At 48.3% G+C, this 15,192-nt stretch carries 12 protein-coding genes; 5 read left to right on the top strand and 7 right to left on the bottom strand.

Annotation, left to right across the window (positions count from 1 at the left end; all coding sequences use genetic code 11):
- Positions 1-597: 597 nt before the first annotated feature.
- Together KNP96_RS04175 and KNP96_RS04170 are read right to left on the bottom strand one after the other, a co-directional pair.
- Positions 598-1,209, bottom strand: a complete 612-nt coding sequence (locus KNP96_RS04175) for an AmiS/UreI family transporter (protein ID WP_251132058.1) — start codon at positions 1,207-1,209, stop codon at positions 598-600.
- A 143-nt stretch (positions 1,210-1,352) separates the two neighbouring features.
- Positions 1,353-2,603 carry an SH3 domain-containing protein gene (locus KNP96_RS04170; protein WP_214768936.1) on the bottom strand — a complete coding sequence of 417 codons (1,251 nt, stop codon included), beginning with the start codon at positions 2,601-2,603 and terminating at the stop codon, positions 1,353-1,355.
- A 159-nt stretch (positions 2,604-2,762) separates the two neighbouring features.
- Between KNP96_RS04170 and KNP96_RS04165 the strand changes: the two genes are divergently transcribed.
- Entirely contained in the window at positions 2,763-3,662 is a 900-nt protein-coding gene (locus KNP96_RS04165) for a Gfo/Idh/MocA family protein (RefSeq protein WP_214768933.1), read from the top strand.
- Positions 3,663-3,754: 92 nt separating this feature from the next.
- Here the strand turns inward: KNP96_RS04165 and KNP96_RS04160 are convergent, their stop codons facing one another.
- Positions 3,755-4,393 carry a hypothetical protein gene (locus tag KNP96_RS04160; RefSeq protein WP_088837872.1) on the bottom strand — a complete coding sequence of 213 codons (639 nt, stop codon included), beginning with the start codon at positions 4,391-4,393 and terminating at the stop codon, positions 3,755-3,757.
- Entirely contained in the window at positions 4,390-5,091 is a 702-nt protein-coding gene (locus KNP96_RS04155) for a zinc ribbon domain-containing protein (protein WP_214768931.1), read from the bottom strand. The genes KNP96_RS04160 and KNP96_RS04155 overlap by 4 nt, the downstream gene beginning before the upstream one ends.
- A gap of 269 nt (positions 5,092-5,360) precedes the next feature.
- On the opposite strand from KNP96_RS04155, the gene tnpB reads away from it, so the two are divergent.
- The 3 genes from tnpB to KNP96_RS04140 all read left to right on the top strand — a co-directional run bounded on the left by tnpB (position 5,361) and on the right by KNP96_RS04140 (position 8,331).
- Positions 5,361-6,533, top strand: a complete 1,173-nt coding sequence (tnpB, locus tag KNP96_RS04150) for an IS200/IS605 family element RNA-guided endonuclease TnpB (protein WP_214767067.1) — start codon at positions 5,361-5,363, stop codon at positions 6,531-6,533.
- Between the two features lie 76 nt (positions 6,534-6,609).
- Positions 6,610-7,659: a glycerate kinase gene (locus KNP96_RS04145; RefSeq protein ID WP_214769070.1), complete on the top strand. Its 1,050-nt coding sequence runs from the start codon at positions 6,610-6,612 to the stop codon at positions 7,657-7,659.
- Positions 7,660-7,761: 102 nt separating this feature from the next.
- Positions 7,762-8,331 (top strand): hypothetical protein, encoded by a 570-nt coding sequence (locus KNP96_RS04140; RefSeq protein WP_088837869.1) that lies wholly within the window; start codon positions 7,762-7,764, stop codon positions 8,329-8,331.
- 57 nt (positions 8,332-8,388) lie between these two features.
- Here KNP96_RS04140 and KNP96_RS04135 read toward each other — a convergent pair whose 3' ends face one another.
- Positions 8,389-8,868 carry a glutathione peroxidase gene (locus tag KNP96_RS04135; protein WP_214768928.1) on the bottom strand — a complete coding sequence of 160 codons (480 nt, stop codon included), beginning with the start codon at positions 8,866-8,868 and terminating at the stop codon, positions 8,389-8,391.
- A 184-nt stretch (positions 8,869-9,052) separates the two neighbouring features.
- Here KNP96_RS04135 and KNP96_RS04130 point away from each other — a divergent pair, with 184 nt between their 5' ends.
- Positions 9,053-9,247: a hypothetical protein gene (locus KNP96_RS04130; protein ID WP_088837867.1), complete on the top strand. Its 195-nt coding sequence runs from the start codon at positions 9,053-9,055 to the stop codon at positions 9,245-9,247.
- Between the two features lie 75 nt (positions 9,248-9,322).
- Here KNP96_RS04130 and KNP96_RS04125 read toward each other — a convergent pair whose 3' ends face one another.
- Positions 9,323-12,904 (bottom strand): SH3 domain-containing protein, encoded by a 3,582-nt coding sequence (locus KNP96_RS04125; protein ID WP_214768925.1) that lies wholly within the window; start codon positions 12,902-12,904, stop codon positions 9,323-9,325.
- Between the two features lie 200 nt (positions 12,905-13,104).
- A complete protein-coding gene (locus KNP96_RS04120; RefSeq protein WP_214768923.1) occupies positions 13,105-15,138 on the bottom strand; it encodes a thioredoxin domain-containing protein in 2,034 nt (677 codons plus the stop codon).
- Positions 15,139-15,192: the final 54 nt, after the last annotated feature.

Below are 15,192 nucleotides of genomic sequence, written 5' to 3'. Positions count from 1 at the left end.
AAGGGTCTCGCCTGCCTCTGACAGCACAAGTCACCTTGTGCTTTTTCCCGTAGGAGTCACGATGAAGCAAATCTTTTTAGCTTTCCGAATAAAAGGAGACCTTACGAACCAAAAAACGTAGTTGATCAATGTAAATGGTGCGAAAGATTTTTGCTTCCCGTGCTTTCCTCGGATGAGGCGCAAGCCGTTGCCTCTTGCCCTTACAGGTCAAGGGGCAGGGTCTCGCCTGCCTCTGACAGCACAAGTCATCTTATGCTTTTTCCCGTAGGAGTCACGATGAAGCAAATCTTTTTAGCTTTTCTGATAGAAGGAAACACTAAAAGCCTGTGATGCGTCGCGTTTCCTGACACGAATCGCTTTCGAGCGAAAGAGCAAGAAGGAGCGACCCTGCAGTGAAACGAAGCGGCGCGAAAGCTTGCCGCTCGGAGACGATTCGGGAAGAGAATGCGCGACGAGAAATGCGAATACCTTACGAACCAAAAAGCTTGCCGCTCGGAGATGATTCGGGAAGGGAACGCGCCTTACGAACCAAAAAAACGCGCTATTCCCTGTAAGCATCAAGGGAACAGCGCGTTTTGTAGTAGCATGTGTCGGACATCATGATTGGACAGGTCGGCGAAGCGGCGACAATTTCAAGGCCGAGTAAACAAAGTAGAGAACGGTCACGATGGCAGCTGCGCTCCATAACAGTTGGTAGCTGCTTCCTGCCGTACCGAAACGAAGTCCGACGAGTGCAGGTACGATCAACGTCAACCAGCTGAGGACGAGTGCGACGCGTGCCGTCAATGCATCGACATTGCGGTTCAGTCCCATTCCGATGAAGAACATCGACCATAAGAGTGTCCAGAACAACCACGTCGTTCCGCTCATCCAGTCGCCTGCGCTAAAGCTGACGCCGGCATAGAAAAATGCAGCGATGGCGACGAACAGGGAAAACCAGCCGACGCCGCTCCCGTCGAGTCCGAAGATGAACGTGATGCCGACATACAGATACGTAAAGGCAAACAAATAAATGCTCGCATAGCCGAACGTCAAGATCGGATCACCTGCTGCACCGATGACGAGCAACGTCGCAACGAACGTTTGTAGTAATCCTGTCAACAAACTGAAGACACCGGCACTCTTTAAATCAACTTTTCCAAACAAGGACAAACTATTTAAAAAGAGCGCAACGCCCCCAAATAATAAACTTACATTTCCCACGGTCATACCTCCATTGAGACGTCAGACGTCTGATTGTGCTTTAACCATATGATGAATTCGCTTCCAATGCAAGTGAAATTTTAAACGCAATCAGAACAAAAAAATCCCCTAGAAGCGTTTCCGAAGAAAGTCTCCTAGGGGACGGGCGATTAACGGTTTAAGACAGCGCGTAATGTCGTTTCCGTTTGTGGAAGTGTTCCTTTCAACGTAACGAGGCCGTAGCGCGTCGAACCTTTTTTAATGAAGAAGACACGTGTATAGGCAGATTCTGGTGTATACCCTGTCTTACTCGCATAGACACGCGATTCGTTTGGAAGCGACGTGTTCGTATGGTACCACGTCAACGTCCGGGCGTATGGTCCTTTGACGGTCGTTTTGTATGATTTTCGGCCACTGACGGTCATCAAGTAACTGTATTCAGCATACGTGTTAGCGAGTTTTTGCATGTCTGCTGCTGTCGTATAGTGACTCGCATGATAGAAGCCGTGCGGATTCATGAAGTGACTTGACGCCATACCGATTGTTTTGGCACGACTGTTCATCAACGAGACGAACTTCGATTCAGAACCTGCCGTACGGATGGCGATGGCTTTTGCTGCGTCGTTGCCGGAGCGAATCAACATCCCGTTCAACAGTTGACGGAGTGTGACTTTATCACCCGAACGGAATCCAGCCGTGCTGCTTCCAGCAGGAACGGCGAGCATAGAGTAGGTCAAAGTGAACGTTTGATCGAGCGTTCCTTTTTTGGCAGCGGCGTCATAAGCGACGAGGGCCGTCAACAGTTTTGTCGTGCTTGCCGGATAACGGCGTGTCGTACTGGCTTTTGACAGTTCATAACTTGAGGAGCCGAGTTTGAAATAACGCATCGAGGCGACGGGATAACTACTTGAAGTCGCAGGTGCACTTGTCGTGATTTTTTTCGCGACCTGACTTGAGACGTAATAATAGTTCACTTTCCCTTTTACTTTGTACCAACCATTCGAATAGGAAACGGCATTAAACTTCGAGTTGTATGTAGCGAGCCGTTTAATATTTTTAGAGGACGCGGTGCTTGGTGATGTACGGACGTTCGCACCATACTTCGAGTAGACGATGATTTTATACGTTTTCGTCGAACTTGCCGTGACTTTTTTCGCGACTTGATTCGAAAGGTAACGGTACGCACTACCATCTTTGATTTTGTACCAACCGTTTGAGTACGAGACTGCTGTGAACTTCGCTTTGTACGGAGCGCGACGCGTGATGGTCGCTGATGAACTCGTGCTCGGCTTCGTTCGGACGTTCGCCCCGATCGTCGAAGTGACGACGACCTGGTAACTGGCAGCTTGTGCGGGTAATGCCGGAAGACATAGGGCGACGAGCAGTAACAGTGTCAGTCCAATTCTGAGCGATACTTTCATAAAAATCTCATTCCCTCCTTGTTCAAATATGTCTCTAGCATAAAACAAAAAAAGGAAATTCTCTTTTTTTTCAAAAAACTAGAATTTTCTACACGCCAGGTATGAAACTACGTATCATAGGGAATGAGTAGAACAGAAAGAACTGAGGGGGATTTATTCATGAAAATTGCAGTCATTGGTCTTGGGGATATTGCACAAAAAGCGTACTTACCGGTCTACGCGGAGCGGTCCGACTTAGACATTTATCTTGTCTCGGAAAATCAAGACAAGGCGAAGCAACTGTGTGATGCGTATCGTTTTGCCGGGACACTGACATCGATTGATCAGTTAACGGAAGCAGGCATTGGCGTGGCGATGATTCATTCGGCGACGAAAGTGCACGCGATGCAAGCGAAACAACTGCTCGAAGCAGGCATCCATGTCTACATCGATAAGCCCGTTTCGATGGAAATCGAGGAAATTCGTGAGCTGACACGATTAGCAGGGGAGAAAGGCTTACACTTCATCACAGGATTCAATCGACGTTTCGCGTCGGCACACCGGACGTTATTAGAAGTCGAACAACCGAATCTAATCGTCATGCAAAAAAATCGGATTTCGTTCATTGAAGATGCGAAATCATTCATTTTTGACGACTTTGTCCATGTCGTCGATACGTTACGTTTTTTGACAGGGTGCGGTAAAATCGAAAACTTGAGTGTCCGCGGGAAAAAGGTCGACGACTTACTGCATCACGTGACGATCCAGTTCGAAGCGAACGGGATCACGGCAATCGGAATCATGAACCGGAATAATGGTGTGACAGAAGAACGTGTCGAAGTCATGGGACCACATGAAAAACGGATTGCGACGGACGTGACGTCGGTCGATCAATTAACGAAAGCAGGCACGCTCCGTCGTCCGCTTGACAACTGGGAAGCGACACTCAAGCGGCGCGGATTCGTCGAGATGGTCGATGCATTTATTGCGAGCGTTAATGGTGAACCGTCATCGTCCGTTACAGCGGAAGACAGCTTGGCGACCCATGAATTGTGTGCGGAAGTCGTCGCCAAGTTATAAAAAATCACACGACATTTCTTGTTCGCGTTATATTGGCAGACGAATGGGACTATTCCAGCTATCGGAATAGTCCCATTTTGTCATCTGTCTGTTTACGCATCATCTTTTAGTTGCTTCAAGTAATAAATCCGTTTTCCGCCGGGGCCTTCATATGTGATTTTTAAGGTCGTGCGGATGAAGCGGTAAGAGATGACACCTTCTGATAAAGGGACGCGGGCCGTCAAATCTGGTTCAAAACGGATTTCATCTGTTCCTTGCCGGGGTGCTTCTTTCATGCCGAAGTCATCATAGAGGAAGGTCGCAATCAGGGAGTGTTCGTCATCGAATCGAATTTCGATGTCACCTTGTCCGTCAAATTTTTCTTCGGACACTCCTGTATCCAACAGACTGCGATCGACTCGGTAGGTCGCTTCGAGGCGCGACAGGTCCTGTAACAACGCATCGACACCGAGACGGATTGAGACGGCCCGTTCACGAACGGTATGGTCATCCGGAAGATTAAGCTGTTCAATTTTTTTTGAGATGGTTACGACATCCTGCAAACGATAGCTGGCTAATGCCTGTTCGAGCTGCACCATCAAACGGGCGGGCTCGTTCATCTCGTCTTGATCGGTCGATAAATCGACCGCTTTTGTATATTGATTGTTGTCCAGCTCATCTTGAATCTGTGTTGTTGGATCTGATGTACAGCCGATCAAAAAGAAGGGCACCAATAAAAGCAATCGTTTCATGTGTTGACCTCCTTTCGCGTGATGGTCGTGATTTGAAGGTGGTCGGTATGCAGACGAACCGTATAGTGAACGTCATACGTCACGAACTGATTTTCCGGAACGGTAGCGATCTTATACGTTTCTGTCGTCTCGACTTCGAATGTCGTCTCTTTTGAATGGAACTGATTGAAATCAATCGTATGCGGGAGTGGCGTGATTGGATGATCGCTTACGGCGACGATTGCGCGAAGGGCATCGAACTCTGACTGGAATGCCTCAAGCGTTGTGAACTGAATCGCAGCAAACGTTTCAAGCGAATCATTTGCTGCGGAGTACGTCACGAGCTCCGGAATTGTTTGCGTATATTGGCGAACGAATTTTAGGACTTCATATGAAGTCGGTGGATTCTCTTTTGAATACGTTTGATTATAAGCACTGTCCTCATCTGTCCATTCAGATAAGGCGATTGGTTGGACGTTCGACGGATTGTCGATTTTCGTTGCCGTCGTCGGACCGAACCAAGACCAGGCACCGAAAGAGATGACGAAAACCGTCATGACAGCAATCGTCCAAAGCAGAGGATGTCGTTTCTTTGATACGTGTGACGATGAAGTGGATGACATATGTAATCGTTTTTTTTCAGTCACAGGATGCTGGCAATGGGAGCAAGCTGTATCCTGTGATTTTAAAGGTGTTCCACAAAGCGAACAGCGTTCCATGCGACAGACCTCCTGTAAGAAAATAATTTCTTCAAACAAAAAAATATTATGAAAATTAAGTCCATAATAACATTAACTGGAAGCGGAATCAAAAAAACGATGTCCGATTGAATCAAAAACGTCAGGAGGGATAACGGATGCATCATTTTATCAAAATCAGGCGAGAATACGCCCACTTCTAAACAATCAGGGTGAAGCTCGAGTGAAAGTGGGAGATGAATCGCCAGCCTGCTTTTCGGGTATATTCTTTTTGAAGGAGGTGAAAAATCTTGTTGACTCACAAGGCCTACAAATTCAGAATCTATCCGACAAAAGAGCAGGAAATCCTGATTGCGAAGACGATTGGTTGTTCGCGCTTCGTCTTCAATCACTTTTTGGCGAAGTGGGATGAGACATACAAAATGACAGGAAAAGGACTGTCTTACGGTTCTTGTTCGAAAGAAATTCCGATGTTGAAGCAGGCGTTCGACTGGCTGAAGGAAGTCGATAGCACGTCTGTTCAAGCGAGCGTCAAACATCTTGCCGATGCCTTTGACCGCTTCTTTAAGAAGCAGAACGAACGACCCCGCTTCAAGTCAAAGTGCAACCCTGTTCAATCGTATAAGACGAACATTCAGGGCAAGTCTCAACTTCCAGAAGTCTCGATCGTTGGCGCCAAAATCAAAATCCCAAAGCTGAAGTGGGTGCGCTTCGCTAATTCGAGGCAAGTCGTCGGACGCATCTTGAACGCGACCATCCGGCGGAACGCTTCAGGAAAATACTTCGTCTCCCTGCTCGTCGAGCAGGAGAGCAATGAAATGCCGAAGACGGGTTCATCCGTCGGCGTCGATGTCGGGTTGAAGCACTTCGCCATCCTGTCGGACGGCACGGTGTACAAGAATGACCGTTACTTCCGTTCGCTTGAGAAAAAGCTGGCACGTGAACAACGTAAACTCTCTCGTCGTCAACGGTTGGCCTTGGACAAGAAAGGAACACTTTCCGAGGCGAAGAACTATCAGAAGCAGAAGCGGAAGGTCGCCCGCATCCACGAGAAGATCGCCAACAAGCGAACCGATTTCCTGCACAAGGTATCGACCGAAATCGTCAAAAACCACGACGTCATCGGGATCGAGACCTTGCAGGTGAAGAACATGCAGAAGAATCGCAAGTTGAGCAAGTCCATCTCCGAGGTCAGTTGGTCGGAGTTCTTCCGCATGCTCGGATACAAGGCGGGATGGTACGGAAAGACCGTCGTGAAAGTCGGCAAGACCTTCGCCTCTAGTCAACTGTGTTCCAGTTGCGGACATCAACACAAAGACGTGAAACATCTTGGATTGCGTGAATGGACATGTCCGAGTTGCGGGATCCATCACGACCGGGATGTGAACGCAGGATTGAATCTTAAACAAGAAGCAGAACGCATCCTAGCTTCTTCAACCGTCGGGACGACGGGGTTAGCCTGATCAATTTTCGACCGTTAGGTCGGATCACTCAGGAATCCTCCACCTCTAAGCGAAGCGTAGGTGGAGGTAGTTCAATATCAGCGATAGTTTCAAAGGCAGTTTGACATCGGAGGAAGTAGCGTTGGCCGTCCAAAACGGGATTTTACAAGGGGATCGAGAGGCGACGATTGACTGGAGCCCGGGAGCAGATGGAGGAGAAGGAACACTTGAGATGCTGTTTGCAAACGGCTTTGTTCAAGCAGAAGCAGAAACAATCGATTTAGCAGGTCGTCCGATTCGGGCACAATATACCAGGAAAAATGAACAAGCCATCATCGAGGTGGCGAGAGTTTGTGGTCTTGGACAGGTTAGAGCAACCGGTTTGCCGATCACTCTTCATACGAGAGGCGTCGGGCGACTCGTGCTCCGCGCGATGGATGCAGGGGTAACAGAAATTTTTTTGACACTCGGTGGGACAGGGACGACGGATGGAGGGCTTGGATTTTTGTATGAACTCGGTGCAATGTTGCTTGACGGACGAAGTCAACCGATTACTTGGACAGACAACCCTTTATTCGAGACGGAACACATCATCTTGCCAAAGCTTGCCGTCAAACTTCACGTGTTGGCAGATGTAACAGCTGCTTATGCCGGAAAGCACGGGGCAGCGAAAGTATTCGGACTACAAAAGGGATTGACGGCGCGAGAGATTGATGTGCTCGATGTTCATCTCGAACGAATCGGTAACATACTCGGTGTCAACGAAGTCGCAGGTGCTGGTGCTGCAGGCGGGTTAGGTGGAGCTGCTGCGGCATTAGGGGCGGATATCTTTTCCGGAGCACTCTTTTTGTTGAATCAGATTAAGTTTGATCAACGGCTCGAAGCGGCAGATTACGTCTGGACAGGGGAAGGGAAAGTGGATGCGCAAACGTCACTAGGGAAGTTACCAGCAATCGTCGCCGAGCGGGCGAACGAAGCTTTAGTACCATGCGTGATACTTGCTGGTCATGTCGAACGTCCATACGCGCCAGCTTTAATCTGTGAATCGATTCATGATGCTGACGAATGCGTCACGTTAGACAGCGAATTATCCCGTTTGCGTCTCGCTCGTCGTGCTGAGCAAATCACGCGTCGATTAAATACGTGAATTCGAAATCTTAGCACGATTTTCAAAGAATAGGAATGAAGCCTGTCTAAGCTGGGTAAAAGACTATATATTACCATATCATTTGGAAGGCAGGTCACATTCATGATCAATCAATCGATTCAACTGTCATTTCGTCAAGTGCGGGCACTCGTCGAACATACACTATTATTATTTAAAGAGCTGGACCAGCAGTTGGCGAATCGAGGGTACGAACCGATTCTTCCTGATCTTGTACAGACTGAGCATGGCTTAAGCATCCATCAGACAAAAGATAGTGCCGAGTCACTTGTCCCACATTTTTTGACGCGGTCGTACATCCGACAAAATGACAAGCACGTCCAACATGCGCTCGTCGTGTCTGTCCAATATACGCACCCGCTCCATGAGCGATTTGACCCCGTCGTACTGGTCGGCGACGTCGCGTTCAAACAACCGAAGCAGGTCGTGAAGTTGTTGACGGACAAACCGTGGTTATTAAAGTATGCCGCGTTTGAGTCGACGATCGCCAGTTCATTTGAACCGACGGGCGAACGCTTCAGCACGCAGCCGATTGAAGAAATTGAACGACTTGACGTCTGGGGACATTCGTTTACAGAAATGCGTGATGTCGAGGACGTGACACGTCTCGCGGAAGAGATGATTAAAGGACACCTTGAACCGGGCACACCTTAAATAAAAAAGACCACTGGTCAGATTCGCTGAAGAATCCGGCCGGTGGTCTTTTCATGTTCAGACACGAACGAGTAAGCGTTCGATGGCTGCTGTCAAATCAGTTGGGTTCGTCTTCGGTGAGAAGCGTGTCACTTCACCATCTCGCGTGACGAGGAACTTCGTGAAGTTCCATTCGACGTCGTCCGCACCGTCTGCGTTTGGTGCGGCTGCTTTTAGTTCGGCGAATAAGGGATGGGTCTGCGCGCAGTTGACTTCGACTTTTGAGAAGACCGGGAACGTGACACCGTAGTTGATTTGGCAAAATTCTTGGATTTCTTCATCCGTGCCCGGATCCTGCTCAGCAAATTGATTACACGGGAAACCGAGAACGACGAGACCCTGATCGCGATACGTTTGATGCAACTGTTCGAGTCCTTCGAATTGTGGCGTCAAGCCGCATCTACTGGCGGTATTGACGATCAGCCAAGCTTGTCCTTTGTAGTCGTCTAACGTCGCTGTCGTACCGTCGACGCGTGTGAATGAGTGTTCGTGTAACAAAAAAATTCCCCCTTAACCTGTCTTACCTAACAGTGTACCAAATGAATGTCTGAGGCGCCGAAAACGTAAACTTTCAGATGACAGTTCCGTCACAAAGCGTCGTCAATCCCGTGTCACTGCCCCACAAGCGACCTGATCTTTGTTAGAATAGTAAGCGAGTATGGAAGGAAAGGAGAGATGCCACATGAGAAAAATGTTGAAACAATCGCGTCATGTCATGATCGCGACGCTCTGTCTCGTACTGGTCGCAAGTTGTATTACATTGTTGACCCTTGGATTCGAACGCGATATTGTGATTCTTGTTTCTGGAGTGGTTGCCCTGTGGGTAACGATGCTAGCTCCTTTGACGGTCCAAGCTAAAATGAATGAGCAATCATAATCATCGGTCAAAGAAAAAACGCTGTTTCCGCAATGACGGGAACAGCGTTTTTTTTGTTGCGAAGCAAAGTCGTGCTTATCGTGCAAAAACTGGAATATCGAAGACGGCCGTATAACTGTCCATCTGTTGATAGAGGTTATAGAGTTGGTACGTCTGTTTAACGGCCCAGCCCATGTCTGTTGCATATTGATGGGAACCAGGGCGCGTCGGACTCCAGCGCATTTTGTAAAGCGTGTTTTGGTCGTAGGCGTTATGGATGTACTTCGTGCTAATGAACTCCGCACCACCAATGATCGCTGCTTCCGGTGTGAACCAGCCTTGGCTGTACGCGTAAGCTGCGCCAGTATTGATCGCATCATAGTCATATGCACCGATTCCGTACATGTTGTAGACTTTACGTCCGTTCCATGTCACACCCATCGCGAGTGTCGACGTGCCGTTGCCTGTCTCAAGCATCGCATGCGAGATGAGGTATGCTTCATTGACTGCATATTTTGAACCTGCGTCGATGAAAGCTTGTCCGCAACTTCCTGTCGTACATTTTGCAAAGATGCCTTTTGAACCGATGACTTTATCGAGCGTCGCGGCAGAAGCACCCGTCGACTTCGATAAATCAAGGAATTGATAGAATGATTGTGAGTTACGGTCGACCTTCAATGGATCAGCGATATCACGGACGTCTGACTCGAGTGCATTTAACCACTGGATTGTCGAGTAGTTCGAAGATGAACTGTAGACGCGTGGATACGTCGTATAGAAACCGCTGACGTTTTGGTAGACCTTAATTAAATTGTTTGGTTTGAACTGACCATAGATGTGACTCGCTGTCGTCGCGCCTGAGCGGATGTTGAGCGGTGTCGTCGCTGTGACGGTTGCAAGCGTTCCGTAAACGGGATCGAGTCCACCACCGAGTCGGACGTAACCAGCACTGACATACATGATCTTATTTTTGTACAGATCTGTTTGTGGTGATGGATACAATTTCATTTGTGCACTGATGAAACTGTCGAACGTGTACGGTGTCGCAACTGAGTTGTAGACGTTCAATTTCGATGATGTCGTGACGAGTGTGCCATTATACGCATAGCCTGTTTTACCATCGTAGCTGACTTTATACCAGTTTCCGATTTGACCAGTGACGGTCAGGACGATGTTTGCAGGAATCGTCTTTAAGACGTTGTAAGAATCACCAACGTACGAGCGAAGTGACGTAGGCGCAGTTGCTCTTACATAAAGCTTGTCTTTTGCCGTGTAGCTGATTGGTGACGTCGCTTGACCGAGTTTGACGTACCCTGTTTTCCCATCGACCGTGATTTTATGCCACTGGCTGTTCGTGAATGTCGTGACGAGTGTCGTCGTGTAGTAAACATTTCCGAAACCTAACGTCGTGACGGTTGTTGCCGTATCATCCGGAGATGATTTGACGGCAATGGCACTGTTCAGCAAGAAGCGTGAACCTGTGATTTTTTTCGTTTCGAGATGCTCTTTCAGTGTAGCGCTCGAAGCATAACCCGTTTTGCCATTGTAAGTTACTTTGACCCATTCACCAATCTGTCCGCTTAGCGTCACGACTGTGTCAGTCGGGATCGTCGTGAGTGTTGCGTATGATGATCCAGCGTACGAGCGAATTGGTGTTGCAGCTGTCGCTTCATACTGGTGTGAAGGTAAGCTGTTGTATAAGATCGGTGTTCCTTGATTGATCTTGACATAACCTGTTTGTCCGTCGATTGACATACGGTGCCACTTCTCATCGCGTCCATTCGTGACGAGCTGCGTCGTATAGTAGACGTTTCCAGCCGATAGTGTCTTGATCGTATCAGCAGTCGAATGATGACTTGCTTTGATTTCGACGGATTTCGATAAGATGAAGCGTGAAGAAGACAATGATTGCTTCGTGATTAATTCCGTCATTGTAGCAGAGTCGGCATAACCCGTTTTTCCATCGAACGAGAGTTTGTACCACTCGTTGATTTTGCCTTTGATCGCTAAGATCGTTCCTGCCGGGATTGCTTTAATGACGTCGTAAGATCCGGCGTAAGAGCGGAGTGACGTCGTTGCAGTCGTCTTGACATTCAAGTCTTCTGACGCATAAGAGACGGGCGTCCCTTGATTGACAGGGATGTAACCTGTCTTACCGTCTTTTGTGACACGGTGCCATTTAGCTGAGCCGTTTGTGACGACTTCAGTCGTGTAATAAATGTCATCCTTGCTGAACGTCGCGACTGTCGTTGCTGACGATTTTGGTGAAGCTTTGATAGCGACGTCAGTTGAAAGTTTGAAACGGACACCTGATATTTTTTCAGTCGTGACATGATCGGCAAACGTTGAAGCTGCTGCATAACCTGATTTGCCATCATACGTGATTTTGTACCAGCTGCCGATTTGACCTTTAATTGCGATAACCGTACCCGTCGGAATCGTTTTGACGGTCGCATATGAAGGACCGGCATAGGAACGAAGTGCCGTCGGAGCAGTCGTTTTTAAGGAGAGATCCGTCAGTGCTTTATAAGCGATCGACGTTCCTTGATTGATTTTGACATACCCAGTCTGACCATCTTTTGATACTTTGTGCCATTGTTCGCCAATCGCGTTCGTCACCAAGTATTTTGTATAGTAGACATCACCTGAGTGGAATGTCGCTTTTGTAGAACTCGTACTGGATGGGATCGCTTTAATTTCAAGCGACTTCGTCATCATGAAACGAGAAGAAGCGATTTTAGCAGTCGACGTATACTCAGTGAGTGCCGTCGTTAATACATAGCCTGTTTTTCCGTTGTATGTAACACGGTGATAGAGACCTGATTTGACGGTCGATTTGACGAGAGTACCGCTTGGGATCGTCAAAAGCGATTTTTTACTTAAGTCCGTCGCATCATAAAGCGACGTCGTGAGCTTTAATTTGAACGTTGTTTCTTGGATTGTCGTGACGTTTTGTTTAGAGGCGCCAAGGAATGCCTCTTTGTACATATAACCGGATTTTCCGGCATAGGATACTTTGAACCAATCCCCAATGCGACCTGTCGTCTTTAAGGACGTCCCGCTCGGAACGACGAGTTCACGCGGGAAGCCTGTTCCTGCGTATTGACGAAGGCTGTAAGCGTCGGTCGTCTCATACGTCGTATCCGTCAAACGTTGATAGCTGATCGGATTTGCGTTGAGCGCTTGAATGTAGCTTGTCTTTCCGTCGTACATGACGCGATACCAAACTTCACCGTAAGGATTGATGACCTTTTGAGAAGTGTAGTAGACATCGTTTGCATCGAGTGTCGCGATTGTTTTCGCGGTCGTCATCGCAGATTGATGGAGCGTCATCGGTTTTGAGATGGCGAAGCGTTGCCCACTGATCGATTGTTTTTGATAGTAGGGTGTTAAATATTTTGACGCGACGTATCCCGTTTTTCCGCCGTACGTTACTCTTCTGAAATAGCCAGAAGTAGACTCATACGTGGATGAAACGATTGTTCCGGTCTTGATCGTCAACAAGCGTTTCCGGGAAGATGTCGTCCGGTCATACAGATAACTATCTGTAGACAGGCGATAAGTCGTCGCTTTCGTCGTGGCGGCCTCAGGTGCTTTAGTATACGTAAACATTACGCCGAGGACCATGATGAAGCTGACGAGCATCTTCAAGGTTTTCGTGAATAGTGTCGTGTTCAAAGAGCATTTCCTCCTAGTTAGAATTCGTCCGGGGACGTTTCAGGCTCTAGGGTGTCGATTCTAAGGTGTAAGATAAGTGTTCCTATCTCTACTATCGACAATAAAACATTTATCTAAAGTAAAATTAGAATTTTTTTGAAAATAGGGGTTTAGATTTTTGAAAAACCCTTCTGTTTGTAGAAAACAGAAGGGAATGATTGTTAGAGGTCCAATTGATCGAGGAGTTCGTCGAGGTTTGTCGTCGGTTGATCGCACGTAAAGTCGTGGCACAGATAGGCTGTCGGCTGACCCGCGATTAACTGATAGTCTTCGATAAATGGAGCGATTTCCAGTAGTTCTGCTTTTTGGCCGACGAGAAGGGATAACTCCGGGTGACGGTGTTTGAAGAGGCGCCGAAGATACGGTTCGACCTTCGTCATGTCGTCTGCTAACACAATCAATTCTTGAGGTTTCATCATGATTCGGCAATAGACGCTCATCAATGAAGCATAACCGGTCGGTTGTTGCTTGATCTCTTCCGCGACCGATTGAAGGACACGGTGTGCCGTCTCGAGGTAACGTGAGTCTCCCGTCAATTGGGAGAGGCGGAATAAGTTCAAGGTCGCTGTGCTATTACCAGCCGGTGTCACACCGTCATAGACTTCCTTCGGTCGAATCAACAAGCGTTCTGCTCCTGACGCCGTGAAGAAGAAACTACCGGACGGATCGCCGAACGCTGAAAGCATGACATCCGTCAGGCGACGAGCCTGTTTAAGGTACGGTACTTCTTGCGTCGTAAGATGTAACTCGAGATAAGCTTCCGCGAGAAAACTGTAGTCGTCGAGAAATCCTCTGCCTTGAGCGTGTCCTTCTCGATAGCTGACGCGTAAGCGGCTACCATCGAGTAAGTGGTGCTCGATGAAGGTGAGCGCGCGTTTGGCAACGGTCGTATAATGCGGGTTTCCTAAAATCCGTCCTGCTTTTGCAAAAGCGGAAATCATTAACGCGTTCCATGACGTCAAAATCTTATCATCCCGAAACGGTCGAGTTCGATGCGCGCGGTGTGCAAAGAGTTGTTGCCGTTCGTGTTCAAGTTGGCGCACGACATCTGCGACGGGGCGTGCTACTTCAGCAGCGAATGCGTGGAGATCTTGATTTGAACGATGAAACACATTCCGTCCTTCGAAGTTCCCGTTTGGTGTTGCACCGTAATACCGCGTGAAGAAGGCTTCTTCACCTAGCAGTTGTGTCAGCTCATCATAGGAGAAACTATAAAAAAGTCCTTCGTGACCGTCACTATCCGCATCTTCTGCCGAGTAGAAAGCACCTTCGTTCGATAACAGGTCACGTTCGACATACGTGAAGATTTCTTCCGCGTACTGTTTGAAGCGGTCATTCCCGGAAGCTTGATACGTCTCGAGGCAAAGGGTCGCGAACAAGGCATTATCGTAGAGCATCTTTTCAAAATGGGGAATCATCCAAGCGGCATCCACGGTATAACGATAGAGGCCGAAGCCGACTTGATCGGTGATGCCGCCGTCACGCATCGCAGTCAGCGTCCGCATGACCATCTGGAGTGCCGTCTCGTCTTCCGCGTACTTGTAATAATCGAGCAGGAACGTCAACAGGGACGGAGACGGGAATTTCGGTGCACCGCCAAATCCGCCATGCGTGACATCGAATTGGCGCATCGCTTGGTCGAATGTTGTGTGTAACAGCTCCTCATCCAGCGTGCCGTGCTGCTTGACCGTGCTGACATCGAGCAACGCCTGTTCGATTTGTGTACCGACCCGTTTAATTTTTTGCGGATCCGTTTGATAGTGTTCGCTCAGCTGAAGCAGGACTTGCCGGAAACTCGGAAGGTTGAACTGGGGTGTCTTCGGAAAATACGTTCCGATGTAAAACGGAACTTGTTCCGGCGACATGAAGACGCTGAGCGGCCATCCTCCTTGACCGGTCATGATTTGGGCTGCCGTCATGTAGATTTGGTCGATATCCGGTCGTTCCTCCCGATCGACTTTAATCGAGATGAAACGTTCATTGAGCATCGTCGCCGTTTCGTCATCCTCGAAACTTTCATGGGCAAGGACGTGGCACCAGTGACAGGTCGAATACCCAATCGATAAAAAAATCGGTTTATTTGCTGTCCGGGCGGCAGTGAAGGCTTCTTCTCCCCACGGATACCAATCAACCGGATTGGAAGCATGTTGTTGCAGGTAAGGGCTTGTTTCGTGAATCAACCGGTTTGTCGGCATAATGTGTACCTCGTTTCTTCTATATTATTTGTATCTTTACGATAGCGATTTCTA

Origin of the sequence: Exiguobacterium sp. s133 (genome assembly GCF_018618595.1) — a bacterium.
Taxonomy (GTDB): domain Bacteria; phylum Bacillota; class Bacilli; order Exiguobacteriales; family Exiguobacteriaceae; genus Exiguobacterium_A; species Exiguobacterium_A oxidotolerans.
Note: the sequence above shows the minus strand (reverse complement) of the source record. Positions and strands in the feature narration are given on the sequence as shown.